This window comes from Pantoea eucrina (genome assembly GCF_020079945.1).
Taxonomy (GTDB): Bacteria; Pseudomonadota; Gammaproteobacteria; order Enterobacterales; family Enterobacteriaceae; genus Pantoea; species Pantoea eucrina.
In genome coordinates this window covers 93,369-117,906 of the sequence record NZ_CP083448.1, presented here as the reverse complement: position 1 = coordinate 117,906, position 24,538 = coordinate 93,369, and the positions used below count along the sequence as shown (strand labels likewise).

The 24,538-nt window shown below is 58.3% G+C and carries 22 protein-coding genes and 4 tRNA genes; 5 read left to right on the top strand and 21 right to left on the bottom strand.

Annotation, left to right across the window (positions count from 1 at the left end; all coding sequences use genetic code 11):
• The first annotated feature begins 38 nt into the window (after nucleotides 1-38).
• Nucleotides 39-938 carry an EamA family transporter RarD gene (gene rarD / locus LAC65_RS00520; RefSeq protein WP_039381763.1) on the top strand — a complete coding sequence of 300 codons (900 nt, stop codon included), beginning with the start codon at nucleotides 39-41 and terminating at the stop codon, nucleotides 936-938.
• On the opposite strand, the gene LAC65_RS00515 is transcribed toward rarD, so the two are convergent.
• The 10 genes from LAC65_RS00515 to LAC65_RS00475 all read right to left on the bottom strand — a co-directional run bounded on the left by LAC65_RS00515 (nucleotide 909) and on the right by LAC65_RS00475 (nucleotide 11,814).
• Nucleotides 909-1,961: an AbrB family transcriptional regulator gene (locus LAC65_RS00515; protein ID WP_039381762.1), complete on the bottom strand. Its 1,053-nt coding sequence runs from the start codon at nucleotides 1,959-1,961 to the stop codon at nucleotides 909-911. The two genes, rarD and LAC65_RS00515, sit on opposite strands and share 30 nt — an antisense overlap.
• Nucleotides 1,962-2,174: 213 nt before the next feature.
• Nucleotides 2,175-3,128: a magnesium/cobalt transporter CorA gene (gene corA, locus LAC65_RS00510; RefSeq protein ID WP_039381760.1), complete on the bottom strand. Its 954-nt coding sequence runs from the start codon at nucleotides 3,126-3,128 to the stop codon at nucleotides 2,175-2,177.
• A gap of 186 nt (nucleotides 3,129-3,314) precedes the next feature.
• The gene (gene ysgD, locus LAC65_RS18235) at nucleotides 3,315-3,368 is read right to left on the bottom strand and encodes a YsgD/CorL family protein (protein ID WP_349919670.1); all 54 of its coding nucleotides are present in this window, start codon (nucleotides 3,366-3,368) and stop codon (nucleotides 3,315-3,317) included.
• A gap of 75 nt (nucleotides 3,369-3,443) precedes the next feature.
• The gene (gene uvrD / locus LAC65_RS00505; protein WP_039385680.1) at nucleotides 3,444-5,606 is read right to left on the bottom strand and encodes a DNA helicase II; all 2,163 of its coding nucleotides are present in this window, start codon (nucleotides 5,604-5,606) and stop codon (nucleotides 3,444-3,446) included.
• Between the two features lie 166 nt (nucleotides 5,607-5,772).
• On the bottom strand, nucleotides 5,773-6,489 hold the full coding sequence (gene yigB / locus LAC65_RS00500; protein ID WP_039381757.1) for a 5-amino-6-(5-phospho-D-ribitylamino)uracil phosphatase YigB: 717 nt from the start codon (nucleotides 6,487-6,489) through the stop codon (nucleotides 5,773-5,775).
• The gene (gene xerC, locus LAC65_RS00495) at nucleotides 6,486-7,388 is read right to left on the bottom strand and encodes a tyrosine recombinase XerC (protein WP_224144798.1); all 903 of its coding nucleotides are present in this window, start codon (nucleotides 7,386-7,388) and stop codon (nucleotides 6,486-6,488) included. The genes yigB and xerC overlap by 4 nt, the downstream gene beginning before the upstream one ends.
• Nucleotides 7,385-8,089 carry a DUF484 domain-containing protein gene (locus tag LAC65_RS00490; RefSeq protein ID WP_039381751.1) on the bottom strand — a complete coding sequence of 235 codons (705 nt, stop codon included), beginning with the start codon at nucleotides 8,087-8,089 and terminating at the stop codon, nucleotides 7,385-7,387. The genes xerC and LAC65_RS00490 overlap by 4 nt, the downstream gene beginning before the upstream one ends.
• Entirely contained in the window at nucleotides 8,086-8,910 is an 825-nt protein-coding gene (gene dapF / locus LAC65_RS00485; protein WP_039385679.1) for a diaminopimelate epimerase, read from the bottom strand. Before dapF ends, LAC65_RS00490 begins: the two co-directional genes overlap by 4 nt.
• Before the next feature lie 29 nt (nucleotides 8,911-8,939).
• On the bottom strand, nucleotides 8,940-9,143 hold the full coding sequence (gene lptM / locus LAC65_RS00480; protein WP_039381747.1) for an LPS translocon maturation chaperone LptM: 204 nt from the start codon (nucleotides 9,141-9,143) through the stop codon (nucleotides 8,940-8,942).
• A 112-nt stretch (nucleotides 9,144-9,255) separates the two neighbouring features.
• Nucleotides 9,256-11,814 (bottom strand): class I adenylate cyclase, encoded by a 2,559-nt coding sequence (locus LAC65_RS00475; RefSeq protein ID WP_224144797.1) that lies wholly within the window; start codon nucleotides 11,812-11,814, stop codon nucleotides 9,256-9,258.
• A gap of 308 nt (nucleotides 11,815-12,122) precedes the next feature.
• Here LAC65_RS00475 and hemC point away from each other — a divergent pair, with 308 nt between their 5' ends.
• Genes hemC through hemY form a run of 4 tightly spaced genes read left to right on the top strand, consistent with a single transcriptional unit; the run spans nucleotide 12,123 to nucleotide 16,154 of the window.
• Nucleotides 12,123-13,064: a hydroxymethylbilane synthase gene (gene hemC / locus LAC65_RS00470; protein WP_039385678.1), complete on the top strand. Its 942-nt coding sequence runs from the start codon at nucleotides 12,123-12,125 to the stop codon at nucleotides 13,062-13,064.
• A complete protein-coding gene (gene hemD / locus LAC65_RS00465; RefSeq protein ID WP_039381741.1) occupies nucleotides 13,061-13,801 on the top strand; it encodes a uroporphyrinogen-III synthase in 741 nt (246 codons plus the stop codon). Before hemC ends, hemD begins: the two co-directional genes overlap by 4 nt.
• A gap of 23 nt (nucleotides 13,802-13,824) precedes the next feature.
• Entirely contained in the window at nucleotides 13,825-14,955 is a 1,131-nt protein-coding gene (gene hemX / locus LAC65_RS00460; RefSeq protein ID WP_039381739.1) for a uroporphyrinogen-III C-methyltransferase, read from the top strand.
• Nucleotides 14,956-14,957: 2 nt separating this feature from the next.
• Complete coding sequence (hemY, locus tag LAC65_RS00455) at nucleotides 14,958-16,154, top strand: protoheme IX biogenesis protein HemY (RefSeq protein WP_039381735.1); 1,197 nt, start codon at nucleotides 14,958-14,960, stop codon at nucleotides 16,152-16,154.
• Between the two features lie 650 nt (nucleotides 16,155-16,804).
• Here the strand turns inward: hemY and LAC65_RS00450 are convergent.
• The 11 genes from LAC65_RS00450 to rfbA all read right to left on the bottom strand — a co-directional run bounded on the left by LAC65_RS00450 (nucleotide 16,805) and on the right by rfbA (nucleotide 24,530).
• Nucleotides 16,805-16,881: transfer RNA gene (locus LAC65_RS00450), tRNA-Pro, on the bottom strand.
• A gap of 37 nt (nucleotides 16,882-16,918) precedes the next feature.
• Nucleotides 16,919-17,005, bottom strand: a tRNA-Leu gene (locus LAC65_RS00445).
• A gap of 16 nt (nucleotides 17,006-17,021) precedes the next feature.
• Nucleotides 17,022-17,097, bottom strand: a tRNA-His gene (locus LAC65_RS00440).
• Nucleotides 17,098-17,187: 90 nt separating this feature from the next.
• Nucleotides 17,188-17,264, bottom strand: a tRNA-Arg gene (locus LAC65_RS00435).
• Between the two features lie 158 nt (nucleotides 17,265-17,422).
• Nucleotides 17,423-18,166, bottom strand: coding sequence for a lipopolysaccharide N-acetylmannosaminouronosyltransferase (wecG, locus tag LAC65_RS00430; RefSeq protein WP_200889502.1), 744 nt, complete (start codon nucleotides 18,164-18,166; stop codon nucleotides 17,423-17,425).
• Between the two features lie 19 nt (nucleotides 18,167-18,185).
• Nucleotides 18,186-19,529 carry an ECA oligosaccharide polymerase gene (gene wzyE, locus LAC65_RS00425; RefSeq protein WP_039381732.1) on the bottom strand — a complete coding sequence of 448 codons (1,344 nt, stop codon included), beginning with the start codon at nucleotides 19,527-19,529 and terminating at the stop codon, nucleotides 18,186-18,188.
• A complete protein-coding gene (wecF, locus tag LAC65_RS00420; protein WP_039381728.1) occupies nucleotides 19,526-20,596 on the bottom strand; it encodes a TDP-N-acetylfucosamine:lipid II N-acetylfucosaminyltransferase in 1,071 nt (356 codons plus the stop codon). Before wecF ends, wzyE begins: the two co-directional genes overlap by 4 nt.
• Nucleotides 20,593-21,846: a lipid III flippase WzxE gene (gene wzxE, locus LAC65_RS00415; RefSeq protein WP_039381724.1), complete on the bottom strand. Its 1,254-nt coding sequence runs from the start codon at nucleotides 21,844-21,846 to the stop codon at nucleotides 20,593-20,595. Before wzxE ends, wecF begins: the two co-directional genes overlap by 4 nt.
• Complete coding sequence (rffA, locus tag LAC65_RS00410) at nucleotides 21,846-22,976, bottom strand: dTDP-4-amino-4,6-dideoxygalactose transaminase (protein WP_039381722.1); 1,131 nt, start codon at nucleotides 22,974-22,976, stop codon at nucleotides 21,846-21,848. The genes wzxE and rffA overlap by 1 nt, the downstream gene beginning before the upstream one ends.
• Nucleotides 22,973-23,671 carry a dTDP-4-amino-4,6-dideoxy-D-galactose acyltransferase gene (gene rffC, locus LAC65_RS00405; RefSeq protein WP_039381720.1) on the bottom strand — a complete coding sequence of 233 codons (699 nt, stop codon included), beginning with the start codon at nucleotides 23,669-23,671 and terminating at the stop codon, nucleotides 22,973-22,975. Before rffC ends, rffA begins: the two co-directional genes overlap by 4 nt.
• Nucleotides 23,649-24,530 (bottom strand): glucose-1-phosphate thymidylyltransferase RfbA, encoded by an 882-nt coding sequence (gene rfbA, locus LAC65_RS00400; RefSeq protein ID WP_039381718.1) that lies wholly within the window; start codon nucleotides 24,528-24,530, stop codon nucleotides 23,649-23,651. Before rfbA ends, rffC begins: the two co-directional genes overlap by 23 nt.
• Nucleotides 24,531-24,538 lie beyond the last annotated feature (8 nt).

Here is a 24,538-nt window from a genome sequence, read left to right as displayed (position 1 = left end):
ACGCAGCGCAACCGGTGCGCCGCCTTATGGACAATACAATGGACAGCCAGCAAACGCGGGAGGGCATTTTTTATGCGCTCGGCGCTTATTTTATCTGGGGCGTTGCTCCGGCCTACTTCAAACTGGTCAGGGCAGTGCCGCCCGCCGAAATCATGACCCATCGGGTGATCTGGTCCGTGCTGTTTATGCTGATCCTGATCACGCTGAGCCGCAGCTGGAAGCAGGTGCGCCAGGTGGCCGCTCAGCCGAAAAAAGTTCTGCTGCTGGCGCTGACCGCCGTCACCGTCGGCGGCAACTGGCTGCTGTTTATCTGGGCGGTCAATAATCAGCATATGCTGGAGGCGAGCCTCGGCTACTTTATCAATCCGCTGATTAATGTGGTGTTGGGTATGCTGTTTCTGCGTGAGCGCTTTCGCCGTCTGCAGTGGCTGGCGGTTGTGCTGGCGGCGGCGGGCGTACTGGTGCAGCTGTGGCAGTTTGGCTCGCTGCCGGTAATTGCGCTGGGGCTGGCGCTGAGCTTTGCGCTGTATGGTCTGGTGCGGAAAAAGATCCAGGTTGATGCACAAAGCGGCATGCTGATCGAGACGCTGTGGCTGTTCCCGCTGGCGGCGATCTATCTGTTTGGTATTGCCGACAGCGCGACCAGTCATCTCAGCGCCAATCCGCTCAGCCTCAATCTGATGCTGGTGGCCGCCGGCGTGCTGACCACCATTCCGCTGATGCTGTTTGCCGCAGCCTGCGCGCGTCTGCGCCTCTCAACCGTGGGCTTTTTCCAGTATCTTGGCCCGACGCTGATGTTTCTGCTGGCGGTACTGTTTTATGGCGAGCGCCTCACCCCCGATAAGCTGGTCACCTTTGGCTTTATCTGGCTGGCGCTGGCGGTGTTTATTTTTGACGCCGTACTCTTCTCAGCCCGCACGCGGATGCGCAAAGCGTGAGATAAAGCGCGCCAGTGCCGGGCCGGTGAGCAGAATGGTAAACAGACGCAGCGTCTGCAGCGCCATAACAAACGCCATATCGACCCGGCTGCCGGCGGCGATAATAGCGACGGTATCCAGCCCGCCCGGGCTGGTAGCCAGATAGGCGGTCATCAGGTCAATATGCAATACCCGCGTCAGCATCCATGCCAGCGCCGCACACAGCACCATCAGCCCGAGGATTGAGGCGAGCATCTGCGGCAGCGTCCGCAGCGCCAGCAGGAAAATCGGGCGCGTAAAGCGCAGTCCGACGCTCCAGCCAATCAGCGCATAGGCCAGCGCCAGCAGCCACTCCGGCACCTGCAACGTCGCGATTTCGCTCCCCTGCAGCGTGGCCCCAGTCAGCGCCGGCAGCAGCAGCGCACCGGAGGGGATCCGCAGGCGCTGCCCGAGCCAGGCACCGGCGATCATCACCACCAGCGTCAGCAAAAAACCGTGGCCGAGCGCCGGAAACCAGATTAGTCCGGTCGCACCGCCGCTGGTATCCAGACCAATACGCGCCACTACCGCCGCCGCCGTGGCGACGAACAGCACGCGCAGATACTGCATAAACGCGACCAGCCGCACGTCAGCCCCGAAATCCCCCGCCATCGCCACCATCGCCGAGGCGCCGCCGGGCGACGATCCCCAGGCACCGGTAGGCCCCGGCAGGTTACTGAAGCGCACCAGCAGAAAACCTGAGAGACCGCTGGCGGCCAGCGTAAGGATCAATACCGCCAGCACCACCGGCCAGTCGTTTAATAAGGGGGTCAGTATGGCGGGCGACAGGCTCTGAGCGATCATGCAGCCCAGCACCGCCTGCGCCAGAATAAACAGCCGCTTATCGATGCGCAGCGTTGCGCCGCTGAGTCCCATTACGGTTCCGGTAATCATCGGGCCAAGCAGCAGCGCAGCAGGCAGGTGAAGCAGCTGGAGAGCAACGCCCAGCGTCAAAGATGCAACCACCAGCAGCATCCATTGTAAGCGGAGAGAGTAGTGTGACATGAGCAAAATCAGACAAAGATAAGAGTTCAACAGGTTACGCAGGTTGCGCCCCCGGAGCCAGCGCAAATCGTTTTTTAATCAGCAGGCGGGGGCGATGTTTGACCAGGGCGCCATGAATGGCGCCCCTACAGAAATGTAGGGGGCGCATTTATGCGCCCCTGGCGTCAGACGGGTGCGGTGTTCAACCAGGGCGCCATGAATGGCACCCCACGATCACAGCCAGTTTTTGCGTTTGAAATAGAGATAAGGTGCCAGGCCTGCCAGCATCATCAGGCAGATTGCGCCAGGATAGCCGAAGCTCCATTTTAGCTCAGGCATAAACTCAAAGTTCATACCATAGCTGGAAGCCACCAGCGTTGGCGGCAGGAACACCACCGAGACCACCGAGAAGATCTTGATAATGCGGTTCTGTTCGATATTGATAAAGCCCATCGCCGCCTGCATCAGAAAGTTGACCTTCTGGAACAGGGATTCATTGTGCGGCAGCAGCGATTCAATATCGCGCAGGATCTCACGTGCCTGCTCCAGCTGGTTACCTGGCAGGCGCGCCTTACGCACAAGGAAATTGAGCGCACGCTGCGTATCCATCAGGCAGAGACGGACTTTCCAGCCGATATCTTCCAGCTCGGCGAGACGCGACAGCGCCTCGTCATACTCTTCACCCTGCTGGCCTTCCATAATCACGCGGCTCAACTTCTCCAGCGCGCTATAGATATTTTCAATCTCATCCGCCAGCTGCTCAATTTTGGTCTCGAACAGATCCAGCAGCAGCTCGTAAGCGTTGCCGTCGGTCAGCTGCTGATTGCGGGCGCGCATGCGGTAAAGGCGAAAGGCTGGCAGCTCGCGCTCGCGCAGCGTATAGAGGCGATCTTCGCGGATTGTAAAGGCCACGGTGGAGTTGCCGGCGTGATCTTCAGCATCCTCAAAGAAAAAGAACGAGTGGATATGCAGGCCATCTTCATCTTCAAAGAAGCGCGCCGAGGCTTCAATATCTTCCAGCTCCGGACGCGTTGCCAGGCTCTGTCCCAGCTCTGACTGCACGCGCTCGCGCTCGCTGTCATCCGGCTCGATGAGATCGACCCATACCGACGTGTTGAGTTTATCGTTGTTGTCTTCCAGCTCGATGCGCGTCAGGCGATCGCGCTCGAGTTTAAATGCGCTCAGCATAGCAATACTCCCCATTGCAGACCAAATGGGACAGGGCGGTGCCCGTCACGTCCGAAACGTAACGGACACGGCAAAGCCTTAACGCGGAAACTTTCGCTTCAGGGTGTGATCAGTGCTGACTCATGCGACGGATAAGCAAAGGAGGTCGCGGATAACCTTTAAGGCTACCTGCGTAAAGAGGTAGCCTTAGATATTCCTGCTAAACAGGATGTTGAGCCAGCATCGACTGGGCGCGTCCAAGGCATTGTCCTCTCATGATAATAGTGCGCGCATGTTACGCTGAGACGAAAAAGTCGTCAAGGTAGCGCAGCCGCGCTACATCGCCTCCAGCCGCGCATACGCGGCGACCAGCCACTTAATGCCCTGCCCCTGGAAAGCGACCTGCAGGCGACTGTGCTCGCCGCTGCCTTCCAGATTAATAATGGTGCCTTCGCCAAACTTCGCGTGGCGCACCCGCTGACCCAGGGTAAAGCCGCTGTCGCTTTTGCTGGTGGGCGTGCCCATGCGCTGATGGCTGACCGGACGGCTGACGCTGGCGCGCAGGCGCACTTCCTCCACGCACTCTTCCGGCAGTTCGCCAATAAAGCGCGACGGGCGATGATAGACTTCCTTGCCGTAAAGCCGCCGCGTCTCGGCGTAGGTGAGCGTCAGCTTGACCATCGCCCGGGTGACACCAACATAGGCCAGCCGCCGCTCCTCCTCCAGACGCCCGCCCTCATCCAGCGACATCTGGCTCGGGAACATGCCCTCTTCCATGCCGACAATAAAGACCTGAGTAAACTCCAGCCCTTTTGCCGAGTGCAGCGTCATCAGCTGTACGGCATCCTGCCATTTATCCGCCTGACCTTCGCCCGCCTCCAGCGCGGCGTGCGATAAAAACGCCTGCAGCGGCATCAAATCTTCATCTTCATCCTGATAGCTGAACTGGCGGGTGGCCGTGACCAGCTCCTCTAAGTTCTCGATACGCGCCTGGCCTTTTTCGCCTTTTTCCTGCTCATACATCAGCCACAGACCGGAATCTTTAATCACGCGATCGGTCTGCACATGCAGCGGCATCTCTGCGGTTTCATGCGCCAGCGCATCAACCAGTTCGCAGAAGCGCTGCAGTGCCGACGCCGCCCGGCCCGCCAGGGCCCGGTTCTGCAGCAGTTCCCGCGTAGCCTGCCACAGCGTCAGCTGTTTTTCGCGCGCCGTCTGCCGTACCACATCCAGCGTTCTGTCGCCCACGCCGCGCGTCGGCGTATTGACCACGCGTTCAAACGCGGCGTCGTCGTTGCGGTTGGCGATCAGGCGCAGATAGGCGAGCGCATCTTTGATCTCCTGGCGTTCAAAGAAGCGCATACCGCCATAAATACGGTAGGGCATGCTGGCCTGCAGCAGCGCCTCTTCCAGCACGCGCGACTGGGCGTTACTGCGATAGAGAATCGCGCAATCCTGCAGCGCATTGCCGTTCTCATGCCAGGTTTTAATGCGGTTAACCACAAAGCGCGCTTCATCCAGCTCGTTAAACGCGCAGTAGATTGAAATCTTTTCGCCGTCGCTGCCGTCGGTCCAGAGCTCTTTTCCGAGCCGCCCGCTGTTGTTGGCGATCAGGGCATTGGCAGATTTCAGGATATGGTTGGTGGAGCGGTAGTTCTGCTCCAGGCGGATAGTTTCCGCCCCGGGAAAGTCCTGCAGGAAGCGCTGGATATTTTCAACCTGCGCGCCGCGCCAGCCGTAGATGGACTGATCGTCATCGCCGACAATAATTACCCGGCTGCTGTCGCCCGCCAGCATGCGGATCCACGCATACTGAATGTTGTTGGTGTCCTGAAACTCATCGACCAGAATATTGCTAAAGCGCTCGCGATAATGATTCAGGATCTGAGGCTTATGCAGCCACAGCTCATGCGCGCGCAGCAGCAGCTCGGCAAAATCGACCAGGCCGGCGCGATCGCACGCCTCCTGATAGGCCTGATAAATACGCAGCCACGTCTGCTCAACCGGATTGTTGTAGCTTTCGATATGTTTTGGCCGCAGACCCTCATCTTTCTTGCCGTTGATGTACCACATGCCCTGCCGCGCCGGCCACTGCTTATCATCCAGATTCATTGACTTAATCAGACGCTTCAGCAGCCGCAGCTGATCTTCGCTGTCGAGGATCTGAAAATCCTGCGGCAGTCCGGCGTCCAGGTGGTGCGCCCGCAGCAGGCGATGCGCCAGGCCATGGAATGTACCAATCCACATGCCACCCTGCCCGCTGCCAATCAGCTGATCGATACGATGACGCATCTCAGCCGCCGCTTTATTGGTGAAGGTGACCGCCATGATGGAGTATGGCGAGCAGTTCTCTACCGACAGCAGCCAGGCGATGCGGTGCACCAGCACACGGGTTTTGCCGCTGCCTGCTCCGGCCAGCACCAGCAGATTGCTGCGCGGTGCGGCAACCGCCTCACGCTGTTTGTCATTCAAGCCGTCGAGCAGATCAGAAACGTCCATAAGCACCGTTTTAAACAATAGAGATGCGTACCCTGAGTTATACGTGCTGCAGCGATGCTGCGGGTGTCTGAATATCCGCGCGCTTAATCAGGCAAGCGGTCAGAGTGCACACGCACAGCCAGTCACGCTGTGCGCCAAAGGATACGACTGGATAAATTTACAGCCATTATAGCAGTGAGGTCAGGGATGCCAACCGATGAATTTCAACGTGCGGCAGCAGGCGGGCGTCATGGATTTGCATCAGATTGCCGCTGTTCAGATTAATCCAGCACGCCTGCAGGCCAGCGCGCAGCGCGCCTGCAACATCGGTAGTCAGGTCATCGCCAACGTGCAGGATCGCCTCCGACGCAATAGCAAGCCGCTCCGCCGCAAGATGATACATATCCTGCCACGGCTTGGCGCGACCGTGCGGACCGGCGCGCAGCGTAAACTGAAAGTAGTGCTGAATGCCGAGCTTTTCCGGATCGGCATTGCCGTTAGTGATGGCCACCAGCGGCACGCGCTCGCCGAGCCAGCGCAGCGTCTGGTGCGTCTCTTCCGGCATCACAACCTGACTGCGCCAGTGGTGAAAGGTGCGCATAACCTCGCCTGCGCCCGCGGCAGCGTCGGCGGCCGGCAGGCCAATATTCAGCAACGCCAGTTCCACCGAACGGCGGCGCCACTCTGAGACGTCGTGATAAATATCGGGCTCGCGTGCCAGCAGCTCATCACGCAGCTGCTGATAATCGGCCGGCGTGAACTCACGCAGCGCCGGGTGAAACGCCTGCAGCGCCGCATGCGTCTCCTGCGCGGTCTTGCGGATCACCGGGCGGTTGTCATACAGCGTATCATCCAGATCGAAGGTCAGCGCCTTAACCGGATGCAGGGAGCGGTAAAACTTCATTGTGATTTTCCTCGTTTGGCACGCGGATGCGCGGCATCGTAGACCGAGGCCAGATGCTGGAAATCGAGATGGGTGTAGATCTGTGTGGTCGAGAGATTGGCATGCCCGAGCAGCTCCTGCACCGCACGCAAGTCGCCGCTTGACTCCAGCAGGTGGGTGGCAAAAGAGTGGCGCAGCTTATGCGGATGAATATGGCTGGCCACGCCCTGCTTGATGCCCCACTCAGCAAACCGCTTCTGCACGTTGCGCGCGGAAATCCGGCTGCCGCGCGAAGAGACAAACAGCGCATCATCCTGCGGAGCAAAACTGTCGCGCAGCGCCAGCCAGTGCTGCAGCCAGGTCACCGCCGTTGCGCCAACCGGCACGCGCCGCTCTTTACTGCCTTTGCCCAGCACCTGGACTTCACCCGACTCCGCATCAAGATCGCGGCAGTTGATCCCGACCAGCTCGCTGAGACGCAGGCCGCCGCCATACATGGTTTCAAGCATCGCGCGATCGCGCACCGCCAGCGGGTCATTAAGGTCAATCTCCAGCAGCTGCGTGACTTCATCCACGTCCATATTCTTTGGCAGATGGCGGGCGTTACGCGGCGTGGCGATACCTTTCGCCGGATTTGCGCTCAGCATGCCCTGGCTCACCTGCCAGTCGAGAAAGCTGCGCAGGGCAGACATACGCAGCGCCAGACTGCTCGCCTGAAGGCCATCGCGCCGGCTGCGCGCCGCCAGGCTGCGTACCTGCGCCGGCTCCAGCTTCGACCATTCGGTTAACTGCATGCTCTCCGCGAGAGCCACAAGCGCCAGCAGCTGACGACGATAGTTTTTCTGCGTCAGCGGACTGAGCTGGCGTTCTACCTGCAGATAGCGCAGAAAGGCGTCGACGGCGGGCAGCAGCGTACTCATACGCGCTCGATCCAGCGCGCCAGCAGCGTCGGCAGCATCTGAGCCAGGTGCTGCAGTAAGAGTGTCCCCATGCCGGCCTGATAGTGCTGATTATCGCGGCTGCTGAAGATGACGACGCCCGCCTCACCCCGCTCGCCCAGCAGCGACATCGCAACCGAGCCAACGGCTTTTGCCTGCGGCAGCAGCAGCAGCAGCTCCGGTCCGTTCAGGCTGCCAAGATAGTGCTGCTGCTGACCAAAACGCTGAATACGCAGCGGCTCAAACGCCTGTCGCGCCAGACCCAGCTGGATAAAATCAGAGGGCGCGCCGAGGCGCCATTGATCGCTGAACAGCCGCACATTGGCGCCCGCCAGACCCAGCTCACGCGCCCAGCGCTGCAGGCGGTTCAGCATCTCCTGCAGGCTGTCAGCGGCGGCGAGATGTCCCTGCAGCGCCAGCAGGCGATCGAACAGCTGATGATTAGCGTTGGCCTGCTCCATCAGCAGCGTGATCTCCTCTTCCAGCTGACGGATGTGGTTGCGCTGGCGCGCCATATGCCACTCTACCAGCGAGACGCTGCCGCGCACCGCGTGCGGCACCGCCATCTGTTCAACCTGACGTGCGTTGCGGATAAAAAAATCGGGGTTCTGCTGCAGATAAGCGCTGACGGCGCGATCGTCGAGCTGTACCGCGCTGTCAGTCTGCTCTTCCGGGTATTTCATAAATGGATAAATCCGTCATAAACGTGGGTGGCGGGTCCGGTCATATATAGCGGCTGTCCGGCCCCCTTCCAGGCGATATGCAGCGTCCCGCCCGGCAGATCGACACGCACTTTTTCTGCCAGCAGCCCCTGCTGAATACCACAGGCTACTGCTGCACAGGCGCCGCTGCCGCACGCCTGAGTTTCGCCGGCTCCGCGCTCATAAACGCGCAGGCGTACGTGCTCACGGCTGACCACTTCCATAAAGCCGACGTTAACGCGCTCCGGGAAGCGCTCGTGACTCTCCAGCGCCGGCCCCAGCGTCTCAACGGCTGCAGTGATCACGCTCTCCACCTGAATCACACAGTGCGGATTACCCATTGAGACTGCACCAAACATCACGGTCTGCTCGGCGACGCGCTGCAGATAGAGATTTTCCGCCTTGTTAGCGCGCAGCGGCACACGCTGCGGATCAAAGTCAGGCTCGCCCATATTGACCCGTACCAGCTCGTCGCTGGTCACGCTCAGCACCATACGTCCGGTTTGGGTGCTGACGCGAATGTCACTTTTGTTGGTCAGCCCTTTGAGGCGCACAAAGCGGGCGAAACAGCGCGCGCCGTTGCCACACTGCGCCACTTCACTGCCGTCAGCGTTAAATATGCGATAGTGAAAGTCGAGATCCGGATCGTAGGGTGGTTCTACGATCAGCAGCTGATCAAAGCCGATCCCCAGATGCCGATCCGCCAGGCGGCGAATCAATTCCGGCGAAAAAAAGACGTTTTGTGTCACTGCATCCACGACCATAAAGTCGTTGCCGAGACCGTGCATTTTCGAGAACTGCATTTTCTGCTCCGCCGGATAACTCATTAAATTTAGTTTGACTGTACGCCTGATGAGCTGCCGGTGACCAGGCCCCCGGTATCCGCCTGCTGAGCGGCCTGCTGCTGCTGTTCTGTCGGCTTGTCGTTCTGCTGCGGCTTATCCGCGGGCGGGAAGTATAACGGGCCTTTCAGGCCGCAGCCTGCCAGGCTGACCAGCATCAGCGCCATGCCCAACTGGCTTATGACTCGTCTCATTTTATCTGCTCGTATTGTCCAATTCTCAGCTGCTTATCATCGCAGCTGATGGTGTAAAAGCAACAGGAAATATCGGACAGCGTGGCCGTGCAGGCTGGCTGAAAACCAGCGATCAGTGCACCTGATAACGCGGCATAAAATCAGCGTTGTCGTTATGCGGCGGGGTCGGACAGAGCTGCGTCAGGGTCTGACTGCGAAACGGAATCACCTGAAAACGGTCGCCGGTGTTCACGATTTGATAAAACTGCGGCAGATTGAAATTGATAAAGCTTGAGCCGTAGGTAAAGCGATCGTGTGATGAAGAGTAGAAGCGGCTGACGTCGCGCACCAGCTCCTCTTTACTGCCTTCGCAGTGGTGGTAAATCTCCACACGATTGCTCTCATCGAGAATATAAATGTTGAATCCGCGATCGTCGCTGGTGTCTTCAAAGAAGAACTGAATAATGCCTTCGCTGGCGTAGCCGTTTACCACCGGCGGCAGCGGAGTCTGATTCGACTCCACCTTGATCGATAATCCATGCAGCTTGTTGTTGGAAATTGCGCCGTAGAACTCCACCGCGTTCTCCAGCTTCTGCACTGAGACGCTCATGCGTTCAAAGAAGAGTCCCCAGGTCTGTCCCGCAACGCGAATCGCTTTGAAGCGGCCTGGCTCCTGCCGCGTACTCGACAGGCGCAGCTCAATGCACTCTGATACCAGCTGCTGTACCCGCGTGCGGATCAGGCCACGCAGATGCTGACTGTAGCAAAATACCTCAACCGTATCGGGCGGCGCCGCATCCTGATGCATCTTGCCCAGAATGGTTTTCAGCGCGTCAATCATCGCCTGTTCACCGCTGAAATGCAGGGTGCGTACTTCATTCCACGAGTTGCGGTAGAGCAGATCGACGCTGCCAATCAGGCACTGCTGCTGCTGACCAAAGCTGAAGACATCCAGCTTGCGGAAATCAAAGTGCACCACCTGGTTGCGGAATGCCGCGGTGGGATCGTGCTCAAGATTCACAATGATCGCCAGATGGCGGATTTCGCACGGGCTGTAAAGCGCTTTTGGCGTAGGCGCCGGCAGGCGCAGCGGAAAGTGACCGGAGACGTCGCTGACCAGCTCCTGCAGACGCGCCAGGTCGCACAGCTCGTTACCTTTAATGTGCAGACGCGTTTTCTGCGTCAGTAATCCGTTGAACCATGCCCACGCCACCAGCTTGTTCAGATAGCGGTTATATTCCAGCGGCTGATGGCTGATAATCGAACTCATATCCGGCGACTGATTATAGAGATACCAGCCTGGCCGGTTCGCGCGCCCGGCGGGCACGTGGATAAAGGTCAGATTCTCTTCTGACAGATCGGGGGATATTTGCGGGTTCACCAGCGTGACTTTACCCGGCAGCGCTTCAAAAGCGGCATACAGTTTACGCGTCAGCACGCCGATATCCTGCGGGCTGGCACTGACGCTTAAATTGTTCCGGCGCGCAAAGCGAATCAGATTACGATAGCTCTGCATCATCGCATCCAGCAGCTCATTATGCGCCTCGCGCACGCGCTCGATTTTCCACTCCGCCCGATTATCCAGAACGGCGAGTTTCTCTTCGTCCCAGCCCCAGGCTTGTACCAGTTGTAGCAGGATTTCGCGCCGCCAGCCGTTGCGGGCGTGCTGATCGTCCCCGGAAAGCTTCTCGCACACTTTCAGATAGAAACAGCGCCGCACCAGGTCGAGGCGGGCGTGATCTTCCACACTGGTCAGATAGCGCGTGACCCGCTCCAGCATCATGCAGTAGGGATCCAGCCCGAAGCTCACGATCTCGCCTTCATGCAGGCGCTGTCTGATATCCATCGCCAGCAGCTGCGTATTCGGATACTCCCAGCTGTACGCTTCCAGCAGCAGCGTTTTCAGCACTGCTTTATAGGGGGAGTCGATACTTTTATAGAGCTGCCACAGGCTGGCGCCAAAATACTCTTCTGCCGACAGCGTACCCAGCCCGCCTAAATCGAGCCATTCGTTCGGGGTCAGTACACCCTGTGAATAGAGCGACATGACGTAGTCGTCATAGTGATGCTCTTCCTCATTCGGCACCATATTCCACAGAACACGCTTACCCGCCATGCGCACTGCCGTACGGTAGAACTCATCGAGCAGCAAAATATGCTGTGTCGATCCGCAATCCTCACCGCCGAGGCTGCCGCTCTCGTTATGGCGAAAACGGTTTTCATCGATAAGGAAAAAGCTGACTTCCACACCCATTGACACACACCACTTCTGTAACAGCGTACACTTACGCTGCAGGGCCAGACGCTCTTCGTTATCAAGCCAGGAGTGGTGGCACACCCAGATATCCAGATCGGATGCGCTGTTCTGCCCGACCGACGAGGTGCTGCCCATTGAGTAGATAGCGGTAATTGGCCGTTCGCCCCCGGCCGCTGGCGTCAGGTCTGCCGCCGGTTTGCCGGTAACGGTATGCAGCAGCTGCTGTTGCTGTTCATCAGGCGTGAAGAAGCAGACGCCGTGTGGAACGTTACCTTCGAGGTAACCCGGCATCAGAGGATGATGATAGTGCAATAATGTTGGCAGCAGACTGTAGACGTGCTGGAAAGCAGGCCCCATGGCAGCCAGCGCGCGATCTACGCGCAGCTGGTTAATCGCATCCAGTCTCTGTTTAAGTGTCTCAATGTAGAGGTACAAGACGTTTCGCCTGATTGTCCCAGTGTTAAGCACCCTGCTTCCAGCGTTTGCCATTTTAATAATGAGGTATGCAGGCAAATTATTGCTGGAAACGTGATCAATCTAACACCAGAAGGATTGACCGTAAAGAAAGTTGCGCTACATGACAGTTTAGCATCTGCCGCAGAGCAACCCGCTTTTTTTGCGCCACGCCTGCTGAGGTGTGGCGAGCCACACATGAATAGTGCGGCCTTTTCAATCCGTTGAAACTGACAGCATTCCCCTATCGATGATAGGATAATCGATGAACGATCAAAATGGTTAACGGTATGTTAAACAAAATTTTCAGAATTGCTACCCGTCAAAGTCCTCTCGCACTCTGGCAGGCACAATATGTTCAGCAGCGCCTGATGGCAGCCCATCCGGGCCTGCAGGTAGAGCTGGTGCCGATGGTGACCAAAGGTGATGTTATTCTCGATACCCCGCTGGCAAAAGTGGGCGGCAAGGGTTTGTTCGTAAAAGAACTGGAACAGGCCATGCTGGAGAATCGCGCCGATCTGGCGGTGCATTCCATGAAAGATGTGCCGGTTAACTTTCCGGAAGGCCTGGGTCTGGTAACTATCTGCGAACGTGAAGATCCACGCGACGCCTTTGTCTCTAATCACTATAACGCTATCGATGAGCTGCCTCAGGGTGCAGTAGTCGGCACCTCCAGCCTGCGCCGTCAGTGTCAGCTGAGCGCACGCCGGCCCGACCTGGTTATCCGTTCGCTGCGCGGCAATGTTGGCACCCGTCTCGGCAAGCTCGATGCGGGTGAATATGATGCCATTATTCTGGCCGCTGCCGGTCTGAAACGCCTTGGGCTGGAAGATCGCATTCGTCAGGCACTGCCTGCAGAGCTTTCACTGCCCGCCGTGGGACAGGGTGCCGTAGGCATTGAGTGCCGGCTTGATGACAGCGCATTAATTACGCTGCTGCAGGCGCTGAACCACAGTGAGACAGCCGTATGCGTGCGCGCTGAGCGCGCCATGAATACCCGGCTTGAGGGTGGATGTCAGGTGCCGATCGGCAGTTTTGCCGTACTGGAAGATGATCAGCTCTGGCTGCGCGGTCTGGTCGGTGCGCCCGACGGCAGCCAGATGGTAACCGGTGAACGCCGTGGCCCGCGTGAGCAGGCGGAGCAGATGGGCATTTCGCTGGCTGAAGAGCTGCTGAATAAGGGCGCGCGCGAAATTCTGCATGAGGTCTATCAGGGGCAGCCGCCGGTATGACTATTCTCGTGACCCGTCCGGAACCGGCTGCCAGCGAGCTGGTTGCGCGCCTGCGCAGCCTGGGCAAGCTGGCGTGGGCGTTCCCGCTGATTGAATTTACGCCGGGTCGCGATTTAGCACAGTTACCGCAACAGCTGACGGCGTTGCGGCCGGGCGATTTGGTTTTTCTGCTATCACAGCAGGTGGTGCATTTTGCACAACCGGCGCTGCAGCACAGCCAGACAGTCTGGCCCGCGGTCGCTGATTACTATGCGATTGGCCGCTCAACCGCGCTGGCGCTGCATACCGTCACAAATCTCAAAGTAGACTATCCTCATGCGCGGGAGACCAGCGAAGAGCTGGTTCGCCTGCAGCGCCTGCAGCAGGTCAGCGGCAAGCGCGCGCTGATCCTGCGCGGCACTCCCGGTCGGGAATTATTAGCTGAAACTCTCATCGAACGTGGCGCAGAAGTGCAATACTGTGAGTGCTATCAGCGCAATGAGAAGCACTACGACGGCGCTATTGAGGGTCGGCGCTGGCGCGACCGCGGGATTACCACGCTGGTGGTGACCAGCGGTGAAATGTTAAAACAACTCCATGCACTGTTTCCGCCAATCGATCGGCGGGAGTGGTTACTGCACTGTCGACTGGTGGTCGTCAGTGAACGTTTGGCTACCCAGGCCGCTGAAGCGGGCTGGCAGGAGATAGACGTAGCCGATGGTGCCGATAACGACGCGCTGCTGCGTGCGTTACGCTGAACTTAACAATGGGATGAGCCACAATGACGGAACACAAAGCTTCCTCCGCCATGGTTGAAGAAACTACCCCAGCGGACACTTCCCCGACGCCAGAAAACCAGCCGCCACGCGAAAAACAGCGCGATGGCCGGGTATTAAGCGCCGTGGCAATTGTGATTGCGCTGGCGATTGGCGCAGGCCTTTACCTCAACGGGAAACACCAGGCCGATGTACAGGCTCAGACTAACCAGCAGCTCAGCGAGCAGCTCAGCGCGCTGCAGCAGCAGCTTGGCAGCGACAAACGCCAGCTGACGCAGCAGCTGACTGACGCGGGCACTGCCCTGCAGGAAGCGCGCACGAAGCAGGATAACAGCGCAAAAGAGCTGGAAACGCTGCGCGAAAAAGTCGCCACTATCTCCGGTAATGACACCCGCACCTGGCTGCTGGCGCAGGCTGACTATCTGGTAAAACTGGCGGGCCGCAAACTCTGGAGCGATCAGGATGTCACCACGGCCGCTGCTCTGCTGAAAAGTGCCGATACCAGTCTGGCTGAGATGAACGATCCCAGCATGACCAACGTTCGTCGGGCGCTGACGCAGGATATCAGCTCACTTTCGGCCGTCAGCCAGGTCGACTACGACGGCATCATCCTCAAGCTGAATCAGCTCTCTAACGGCGTAGACAATCTGCGCCTGGCGGACAACGACAACGACGATGCGCCAATGGATAGCGACGGCGGCGAACTCTCCGGCTCGCTGCACGAATGGCGGCAGAATCTGGTGAAGAGCTGGCATAATTTTATGGATGATTTCATTACCATCCGCCGCCGTGATAATACCGCTCAGCCGCTTCTGGCGCCTAATCAGGACGTCTATCTGCGTGAGAATATCCGCTCCCGTCTGCTGGTGGCTGCGCAGGCGGTACCGCGTCATCAGGAGGAGATTTATAAACAGTCGCTGGATGCGGTATCGAGCTGGGTACGCGCCTGGTATGACACCAACGATGCGGCGACCCGGGCGTTTCTTGCACAGCTGGACGAACTGAGCCAGCAAACCATCTCAATGGATGTGCCGGATTCGCTGGAAAGTCAGCCGCTGCTGGAAAAACTGATGCAAACGCGCGTGCGCAATCTGCTGGCGCAGCCATCGGTTGCGGCTGAACAACAGGGAGGCTGACCATGCTAAAAGTACTGGTACTTTTCCTGCTGTTGCTGGCTGGCGTCGTGCTGGGCCCGATGGTAGCCGGGCATCAGGGTTATGTGCTGATCCAGACTGATGACTGGAATATTGAGACCAGCGTGACCGGGCTGGGGATCATCCTGGTCCTGAGCCTGCTGGTGATTCTGCTGGCAGAGTGGATCCTGCGTCGTCTGTTCCGCACCGGCGTCCGTACGCGCGGCTGGTTCACCGGCCGCAAACGTCGCAGCGCGCAGCGTCATACGCAGCATGCGCTGATGAAGCTGGCTGAAGGTGACTATCAGCAGGCAGAGAAGCTGCTGGCGAAGAATGCCGATCACGCCGATCAGCCGGTAGCAAACTATCTGCTTGCGGCTGAAGCGGCACAGCAGCGCGGCGATGAAACCCGTGCTAATCAGCATCTGGAACGCGCTTCTGAACTGGCAGAGAACAATACTATCCCGGTGGAGATCACCCGGGTCCGGCTGCAGCTGGCGCGCAACGAAGATCATGCGGCGCGTCACGGTGTTGACCGTCTGCTGGAAGTTGCGCCGCGCCATCCGGAAGTGCTGCGTCTGGCGGAGCAGGCCTATATTCGTACCGGTGCCTGGGGTGCCCTGCTGGATATTCTGCCGGCGATGCAAAAGGCCAAAATTAACGATGATGCGCAGCGTCATGCGCTGCAGCAGCAGGCGTGGCTGGGGCTGATGAACCAGGCGATGGCCGATCAGGGTAGCGAGGGCCTGAAGCGCTGGTGGCAGAGTCAGAGCCGCAAAACGCGGCAGGAGACTGCGCTGCAGGTCGCCATGAGTGAGCATCTGATCGAGTGCAACGATCCCGACACGGCTCAGGATATCGTGCTGGACGGTCTGAAAAAGCAGTATGACGATCGGCTGGTGCTGCTGATGCCGCGCATTAAAAGCGGCAATCCTGATGCGCTGGAGAAAGCGCTGCGTCAGCAGATCAAACAGCATGGGGCAACGCCACTGCTGCACAGCACGCTGGGGCAGCTGCTGATGCGCCACGGCGAGTGGCAACAGGCGGCCGATGCGTTTGAGCAGGCGCTGGCGCAGCGTCCTGATGCGTTTGATTATGCCTGGCTGGCGGATGTCTACGATCGCCTGCAGCGTCCGGAGGATGCGGCCAGCATGCGCCGCGAGGGCCTGCTGCTGACGCTGAAGAACAATCCGGCAACCTGATTTATGCTTGTTGTTTGTCTGCCGGGCTTGTCCCGGCTTTTTTTTGCCTGAACCGTGTCATCCCCGCCGTAAGCAGATAAAAAAACACCTGCCAGAAGCAGGTGTAAGATCAGGTCGTAAGACAACTGATGGTATCCGACTCAACGTAATGTCCGTCTAACTACAGTAGCGCACAGCGTTACTGCCAGGCTGGACAACGGATACCGTAAGGGGCTCTGCATCATTCCCAGGTTTATGTCGCCTGAGCGGACATAAGAGGTGGAATGAGCATCTACGACAGGAAGTATTGCACAAGATGTGCCAGATTGGCATTTTTCTTAAAAAGCTTTTCTGGTTCAGAGAGTTAACGCTGCTGTTCTCTTATCTGAAAAGCGACATGCCGCAGGCAGTATGCGATTGCGGTCATTTCCGTCGCAAAACAGCGACAAATAGATCTCTTATGGAATAAATTCAATTTATTCAAAGCGTTATTTGTCGCAAAAATACGACAAAAACTGTAGCGGTCGCATTGCGGGTTTAAACCAGGGCGCCATTAATGGCGCCCCTACGGTTTGGTGGGGGCCGCGCATCGTATCGCAGATTTTTTTGCAGGGGTCGCAGATTACACGCAAACGAAAAAAGCCTGCTTTTTCAAGCAGGCTTTTCGAATATGGTCGGCGAGAGAGGATTCGAACCTCCGACCCACTGGTCCCAAACCAGTTGCGCTACCAAGCTGCGCTACTCGCCGATTTTTTACTTCTTTACTTCTTTACTAAAATTCTGCCTGGTGCGAAGAGAGGGACTTGAACCCTCACGTCCGTAAGAACACTAACACCTGAAGCTAGCGCGTCTACCAATTCCGCCACCTTCGCATGTCCCAGCAAAATCTGGGGTGGCTAATGGGACTCGAACCCACGACAACTGGAATCACAATCCAGGGCTCTACCAACTGAGCTATAGCCACCATAATTCTGGTGCGTAAGCTGTTACGCTTACTATTCACTGCATAACGCGGTTAAAACCAACCACCGAAGCTCTTGCGCCCAAAAGAAAATGGCGCGCCCGACAGGATTCGAACCTGAGACCTCTGCCTCCGGAGGGCAGCGCTCTATCCAGCTGAGCTACGGGCGCGTAGCGCCGTTGCGGATGGGCATACTACGTATTTGGCTTCACCCTGTCCAGTGCTTTTTAAAGAAAAAAACGCGTTTGGTTATGCTTTGTGCATTCCGTCGATAAATAGCGCAATTTCACGCTTATAAGCTAAAAAATTGCTGGATTAATCAGCAGCCTCAGAGATCGCCCCTCCAGTGATAGCGCAAATATTTCAGCAGCTTTAACTGCCGGCGCCAGCGTGAAGGCTGCCGGATCAGCCGATAGAGCCACTCCAGCCCCAGACGCTGCCAGAGACCCGGTGCACGGGTAACGTTGCCGGTAAAAACATCATAGGTGCCGCCTACTCCCATATAGAGTGCGTCGGGCCAGTGCTGGCGGCAGTCACGCATCAGAAGCTCCTGACGTGGTGAACCCTGCGCTACGGTAACGATTTTTGCGCCGCTCGCAGCGATACGTGCAAACAGCGCCTCGCGGTCAGCCGGGGCAAAATAGCCGTTCTGGCTGCCGACAATATTTACGTTCCACTGACGCTGCAGTTTGTCGCAGGTCTCCTGCAGTACCTGCTCGCGGCCGCCAATTAAAAATACCGGAATCCCGGTGCGTCCGGCGCGCTCCATCAGCGCCTCCCACAGATCGGCACCGGCAATGCGGCTGACCTGCAGCCGCGGATACTTTTTGCGCAGCGAGCGGACAATACTGATGCCATCCGGATATTTAAACTCAGCTTCGCTAATCAGAGCGCGCAGCTGCGCATCTTCTTCCAGCGTCAGCATCTTTTCAGCATTGATGGCAATCAGCGTACCGCGGCGGGGCGTGTTATCAGGCAGCAGAAAGCTGACAAAGCTCTCCATATCGTTAAACGCGTGCAGATCAACGCCGCGTATCGCGTAATGCGGCTCAGTGGTCGTCATGGTTTTCATCTTCCGTTTTGCCCGATGATCAGGAGGAACCGCGCAGCGCCTGAACACGACGCGGACGAATAAGCCCTGCGCGCGCCAGCAGCCAGCTGAGCAGCTTTGCCAGGCCTGTACAGGCGGCAAAAATGATGCAGAAAAACACCACGCGCGAGCCGAATGCGTCCAGCCCCTCGCGAGCGAGAACGATCATGTTAAACACCGCACCGAAGCAGAAACTCTGCAGCACCGCGCCGCTATAGCGGTTGTCGCTGTCACGTCCCTGCGTATAAAGCGCGTCAAAGCCTTTCATCAGGAGGCCCACCGCTACCGCACCCAGCGGAATAAACAGCACGCCACCCATGATCAGCAGCGAACCGATCAGCGTCGGCGAAATGGCCAGGCCGGAGTGGTTATTCAGCACTTCCCAGGTAAAGTAGTTAGCGCTGTTCAGGATCGCAGAGGGACGATCGGGCCACAGCCAGCCCGGAATAAAGACATAAAAGTCGCGCCAGAGCGGCGCCAGCCCCTGAAAATCGATTTTGTCATAGTTCTGCAGCAGCAGCGCCAGGTTCTCCCACGGCGAGAACGTATCCCGAGTCAGGTAGAGAAACGTATAAAAGGCCTCTGCCCCGGCCACATCCAGGTTGTAGCGCCGCAGCGCCAGCCAGAACATACCGCAGATCGCCATCGCGCCTGCCCCTGCCAGCATCCAGAGCGTGATCCAGCCGCGCGTAATACCAATAAACAGAAACAGCGCAAAGGCGATGATGATGTTCGCGCGCGTACCGCCCACCAGCGCATAGGTCAGCAAGCCAAACGCCACTGTTACCAGCAGAAACAGCAGCCACTGCCGCTGTGTCGGATGCAGAAAATAGCGGATCAGCATCGCCGGAATAAAGAAATAGAAGAAGCGCTTGAGCGCCACGCCAGAAACCTCACTCGAGAAAATCTGGTTATAGGCCGAGAGCCGGAACAGCAGCAGCCCGTTGTGCATGAAAAACACGGTCACCGTGCCAATCGCCACCAGCGCCAGCAGCAGGCAGGTGAGATGCGTCTCCACCCGATCCATTACCAGCCACGGCTTGCGCGGCGCGGCGCTGGCCGGTCGCAGCCGGACTTTATAACTGACGTAGTAAATAGCGTAGAAGCTGGTGGCTGCCAGCAGCGCCTGCAGCAGAAAGGCGGGCGGTACCACGGCCACATCAAAGCGGAATACCAGTACGCTGGTCAGCGGAAAACCAAAGTAGAAGGTCAGCAGAAACAGCAGCGTAAAGAAGAGATGAAAGTTAAAGCGCACGCGCCTGAACTCACGCCAGGTCAGCGTCAGGATAAAGCCCAGCGAGCAGAGATAAACCACCAGCAGACCACTAAACTGCAGCAGACTCATGATGCACTTCCTTCACTCAGGCTGAGCGCATGGCGCCAGCCGGCAAGATAGCCCGGCGCAAAAAAAGCGATGGCCGGTTTGTCGCACGCCGTCAGCTGGCGCTGCGCTTCCGCGATGCGGCTGGCATCAAGTTCGTCACAGCTGAACAGCACCGGGATGCCCTGCTCGCTGAGATCGCGCCAGAACGGATTTTTACGGTTCAGCACAAAGGGAATGTTAGCCTGAATCAGCAAACAGAGCGTGCCAATCCCCTGCTGCCGCTCAAACATAAAATAGCCAAGCTGGCAGCGTCTGAGCAACTGCAGGTAGGCTGGAAAATCGAGCCTGTCGCGGATCAGCGTAACCTGCCCGGCCGGAAACAGACGCTGCGCCGCCGCATCGATCTCATCAATATAGGCATAGTTGTTGGCCGGGTAGCCGAGCGGAACCAGCACGCTGACCTGCTCGCCAAACTGCCGGCGTATCGCCTGCAATCCTTCAATGTGCCGGTTGCTGCGGTCGCCGGAGTTGCCCAGCAGGATCGTCAGCGCACTGTCCGATGCTGTGGCTGCCGGCAGCGCAATATCAGGCATGCGCGTCGGAAAATAGAGCAGTGACGCCGGCACCTGCGGATGCCGCTGCTGATAAAAAAAGAGATCGCCGCGCGTAGCAAACACCTGTGCCATACGCCCCTGCGCGATGCGGCGCAGCAGATAGAACAGACGATATTTCAGCCCGGCACCCTCTTCATACAGGTCAGCTCCCCAGACATGCCAGAACGCCTGATGGCGGCGGATCTTTCCGCTGAGCAGCGCCAGCCAGATACGCGGGTTAAACTGTCCGTGAAAGAAAAAGCGCCGGGAGCGATCGGCGGCGCGCGCTATTACCGCCTGCGCCAGCGCGGCTTTAGTAGCGAAAGTTTCGATCTGCAGCTGGCTACAGGCGGGCAGCGAGCCAGGCGCAGCAACCACCATAAAGCGGCGCGGCGCGGCGGCAGGCAATTCAGTGCCTATCACGTCATTAAAGAAACGCAGCACCGTCTGATTGTGATGCGGGATATCAGATCCCAGCACATGAAATAACGTCATTTTGTCCGGCAATAAATCAGGAAAGCGCCACAGCAAAGGGCAAAATAGAGTATATAGGTCGCCATATACGCCTGCGCTGCGCCAGTCGCGCCGTGAAGCGGGATCAGCCAGCGCGAAAACAGCGTCAGCAAAGCAAACTGGCTGATCTCGGTGAGAATATAGAAGCGCAGCGACGCTTTGGCGATCACCAGATATCCGAAAACATAGGCGCCGACTTTAAAGAGATCGCCACATAACTGCCAGATAAAAAGATCGCGCATGCCGCTAAACTGCGGGGAAAACAGCAGCCAGATCGCCATGTCGCGCAGCAGCCAGACCGCGAAACTGGCGGCCGCTACCGCCGGCAGTACAAACCGCAGCGCGCGGCCTATCTCCCGTGCAATCTGCGGCTTATGCTCCAGGCGTGCCAGCGTCGGCAGCAGCCAGACGCTGAAAGTAGCGGTAATAAACTGCAGATAGGCGTCAGAGATCGTCGTCACGCCCTGCCATAATCCCACCTGCGCCCAGCCCTGCTGTTCCGCCAGCAGATTACGCATCATTACCCACGCAACCGGCAGCGTGATCGACGTTATCAGCGCCATCAGCGTATATTTTGCCAGGTTGCGTGCCAGTTCCGGCTGCCATACTGGCCTGAGCCAGCGCAGCGGCAGCACCGCACGATGGCGCCGCAGCATAATCAGCGCCGGTATCACCAGCAGCGCCGGGACCAGCGCCAGTCCCGCCAGCGCCCCCTGATAACCGCCCAGCCACCAGCAAATAATATAACCGGCCACCCCTGTCAGGCTGCCGGTTATCAGCGCCAGCGCATTGCCGCGCGCATCGCGAAAGCCTTTCAGCAGCGCCAGTGCCAGATTCGCCCAGGCGATGCCAAACTGCAGAAACGCCACGATGCGCACCACGCTCTGGTAGTGCTCGTGCCCAAACAGCATCCGGCTGACCGGTGCCGCCCCCAGCAGCAGACCCGCGGCCAGCAGCGCCGAAAAGCCCAGCACCATCGCAGAGGCCGTACCGGTCAGCGCCCGCAGCTGCGCAGGTTCATGCTGCAGCTGCGCCACGCTGGCGGTCACGCCATTAAAAATGCCTGCGCCAGCCAGTACGCCGAGCACGGTAATCAGCTGCCGGAAGTTGCCCGCCTGCCCGACGCCTTCCGGACCGAAACTCAGCGCCAGCAGCTTTATCACCAGCAGGCCAGCCGCAATTTTTACCAGCGTGGAGGTCGCGGTCCAGACCGATGCTTTTGCCAGCGACATCAGGCAAAGTAGCTCAGCAGAGAGCTAATCACGGTACGCTGATTGTTATCTGACAGGTTATAGAACAGCGGCAGGCGCAGCAGGCGCTCGCTGTCGCGTGTGGTGACGCGATCTTCACCGTGGAAGCGGCCAAATCGCTCACCGGCAGGCGACGTATGCAGCGGAATGTAGTGAAACACCGTGAGGATCGCCGCTTCTTTCATCCAGCGTATCAGCGCTTCGCGATCGTCACTATCGCGCAGTTTCAGATAGAACATATGCGCATTATGACGGCAGCTATCCGGCACTGCCGGCAGCGCGATCCGCCCCTGAGCCGCCAGCGGCTGCAGCGCGTCGTAGTAGCGCTGCCACAGTCGCAGTCGCTGCTGGTTAATAGTCTGCGCCGCTTCTAGCTGCGCCCAGAGATAGGCTGCCTGCAGATCGGCCATCAGGTAGCTTGAGCCGATATCGCGCCAGGTATATTTATCCACCTGACCACGGAAAAACTGACTGCGGTTGGTGCCTTTTTCCCGGATAATTTCAGCACGCTCGGTGAGCGCTGCATCATTTATCAGCGTCGCACCGCCTTCACCTCCGGCGGTGTAATTTTTCGTTTCGTGAAAGCTAAAGCAGCCGATGTGCCCGATGGTGCCAAGCGCGCGGCCTTTATACTGTGACATGACGCCCTGTGCAGCATCTTCAATGACATAAAGCTGATGCTTTGCGGCCAGCGCCATAATGGTGTCCATTTCACACGCCACGCCCGCATAGTGTACCGGTACGATAGCGCGCGTTTTCGGCGTGATCGCAGCCTCAATCAGTGTCTCATCAATGTTCATCGTATCCGGGCGCACGTCAACAAAGACAATGGTGGCGCCGCGCAGCACAAACGCGTTTGCGGTGGAGACAAAGGTATAGCTCGGCATGATCACTTCATCACCGGGCTCGATGTTGATCAGCAGCGCGGCCATCTCCAGCGAGGCGGTGCAGGAGGGCGTCAGCAGCACTTTTTTACTGCCAAAATGCTGCTCCATCCACTGCTGGCAGCGGCGGGTAAAGCCGCCGTCACCGCACAGCTTGCCGCTGGCCATCGCCGACTGCATATAGTCTGTTTCAGTGCCCACCACAGGGGGCGCGTTAAAAGGGATCATGATGCTTTCCTGTAAAACCAGTAGGCGGTGCTTTCCAGCCGGGCACCGCAGCGTAAATAGAGGCGCATCGCTGCAAGATTGCTGAGCTGCGTGGCAACTCGCAGCTGCGCCAGCTGGCGCACCCGGCCCCAGTCAGCCGCAGCCAGCAGCAGACGCTGGCCAATACCCTGCGACCGGGCATCAGGCAGCACCGCCAGCAGTCCGATACGCACATCGCCGTTCACTTCACGCAGGGAGACAAAGCCCTGCAGGCTGCCCTGTTCATCGCAGGCGATCAGACACTGGTGATCGAAGGTGCCGCGCACCGCGTTTTCAATCCACTGCGCATAAAACCGGCCGCTGTCGGCCGCGTCAAACCACGGGGCACGAAACCGGCTCTGGCTGAAGGCTTCTGCAGCGGCGGCACGCAACGCCGGGATTTGCGCCTCACGCGCAATTCGTACGCCAGGCTGACGCGCCGTCTGCGTCAGCGGTAACGTCAGATCGGCTTCTCCCTCAACCAGCTGAAAGCCGTGCTGGCAGACCGCATCAATCGCCGCGGTCTGCTCTGCCGGCACTTTTATCTGCAGCAGGCCTGTCGCCTGCTGCAGCGCCTGCGGCAACGTTAGTTCACCCTGCAGCGTCAGGCGCGCCGTGGGCTGATGAAAGAAGTCACTCTCCCACTCAAGGGGATCAATACTGACGCGGACGGGCATGTAAAATATCCAGCAGATACTGGCCGTAGCCGGTTTTGGTTAACGCCTCGCCTGCCGCCTGTAGCTGAGCATCGCTCAGCCAGCCGTTGCGCCAGGCAATCTCTTCCAGGCAGGCTATCTTGAATCCCTGCCGCTTTTCTACCGTCTGCACAAAGACGCTGGCTTCAACCAGGCTGTCATGCGTACCGGTATCCAGCCAGGCGAACCCGCGACCCAGCAGCTCAACAGAGAGTGAGCCAGCCTCCAGGTACATCTGGTTAATCGCCGTAATCTCCAGCTCACCGCGCGCCGAGGGCTGGACGCGCTTTGCAAACTCCACCACGCGGCGATCGTAAAAATAGAGTCCGGTCACCGCCCAGCGCGATTTTGGCTGCGCCGGCTTCTCTTCGATTGAAAGCGCATTAAACGCCTCATCAAATTCCACCACGCCGAACCGCTCGGGATCCATCACCTGGTAAGCGAAGAGCGTCGCGCCTTCCGTTCGGGCAGCCACTTTTTTCAGCTTCGGACTAAAACCCTGACCAAAGTAGAGATTGTCGCCCAGCACCAGACAGCAGTGGTCGTCACCAATAAACGATTCACCAATAATAAACGCCTGCGCCAGTCCATCGGGGCTTGGCTGTTCAGCATAGGAGAGCCGGACACCAAACTCACTGCCATCCCCCAGCAGACGCTCAAAGTGCGCCCGGTCTTCAGGCGTGGTAATGATCAACACATCGCGGATGCCTGCCAGCATCAGGACAGAAAGGGGATAATAGATCATCGGCTTGTCATACACCGGCAGCAGCTGCTTGGAAATTGCGCGGGTAATCGGATGCAGGCGCGTTCCTGAACCACCCGCCAGAATAATACCTTTCATCATTGCTC

Excerpts from the sequence above, each read along its gene's own strand:
- rarD (WP_039381763.1), top strand. The coding sequence starts at position 39 with ATGGACAGCCAGCAAACGCGGGAGGGCATTTTTTATGCGCTCGGCGCT.
- LAC65_RS00515 (WP_039381762.1), bottom strand. The coding sequence starts at position 1,961 with ATGTCACACTACTCTCTCCGCTTACAATGGATGCTGCTGGTGGTTGCA.
- corA (WP_039381760.1), bottom strand. The coding sequence starts at position 3,128 with ATGCTGAGCGCATTTAAACTCGAGCGCGATCGCCTGACGCGCATCGAG.
- uvrD (WP_039385680.1), bottom strand. The coding sequence starts at position 5,606 with ATGGACGTTTCTGATCTGCTCGACGGCTTGAATGACAAACAGCGTGAG.
- yigB (WP_039381757.1), bottom strand. The coding sequence starts at position 6,489 with ATGAAGTTTTACCGCTCCCTGCATCCGGTTAAGGCGCTGACCTTCGAT.
- xerC (WP_224144798.1), bottom strand. The coding sequence starts at position 7,388 with ATGAGTACGCTGCTGCCCGCCGTCGACGCCTTTCTGCGCTATCTGCAG.
- LAC65_RS00490 (WP_039381751.1), bottom strand. The coding sequence starts at position 8,089 with ATGAAATACCCGGAAGAGCAGACTGACAGCGCGGTACAGCTCGACGAT.
- dapF (WP_039385679.1), bottom strand. The coding sequence starts at position 8,910 with ATGCAGTTCTCGAAAATGCACGGTCTCGGCAACGACTTTATGGTCGTG.
- lptM (WP_039381747.1), bottom strand. The coding sequence starts at position 9,143 with ATGAGACGAGTCATAAGCCAGTTGGGCATGGCGCTGATGCTGGTCAGC.
- hemC (WP_039385678.1), top strand. The coding sequence starts at position 12,123 with ATGTTAAACAAAATTTTCAGAATTGCTACCCGTCAAAGTCCTCTCGCA.
- hemD (WP_039381741.1), top strand. The coding sequence starts at position 13,061 with ATGACTATTCTCGTGACCCGTCCGGAACCGGCTGCCAGCGAGCTGGTT.
- hemX (WP_039381739.1), top strand. The coding sequence starts at position 13,825 with ATGACGGAACACAAAGCTTCCTCCGCCATGGTTGAAGAAACTACCCCA.
- hemY (WP_039381735.1), top strand. The coding sequence starts at position 14,958 with ATGCTAAAAGTACTGGTACTTTTCCTGCTGTTGCTGGCTGGCGTCGTG.
- wecG (WP_200889502.1), bottom strand. The coding sequence starts at position 18,166 with ATGAAAACCATGACGACCACTGAGCCGCATTACGCGATACGCGGCGTT.
- wzyE (WP_039381732.1), bottom strand. The coding sequence starts at position 19,529 with ATGAGTCTGCTGCAGTTTAGTGGTCTGCTGGTGGTTTATCTCTGCTCG.
- wecF (WP_039381728.1), bottom strand. The coding sequence starts at position 20,596 with ATGACGTTATTTCATGTGCTGGGATCTGATATCCCGCATCACAATCAG.
- wzxE (WP_039381724.1), bottom strand. The coding sequence starts at position 21,846 with ATGTCGCTGGCAAAAGCATCGGTCTGGACCGCGACCTCCACGCTGGTA.
- rffA (WP_039381722.1), bottom strand. The coding sequence starts at position 22,976 with ATGATCCCTTTTAACGCGCCCCCTGTGGTGGGCACTGAAACAGACTAT.
- rffC (WP_039381720.1), bottom strand. The coding sequence starts at position 23,671 with ATGCCCGTCCGCGTCAGTATTGATCCCCTTGAGTGGGAGAGTGACTTC.
- rfbA (WP_039381718.1), bottom strand. The coding sequence starts at position 24,530 with ATGAAAGGTATTATTCTGGCGGGTGGTTCAGGAACGCGCCTGCATCCG.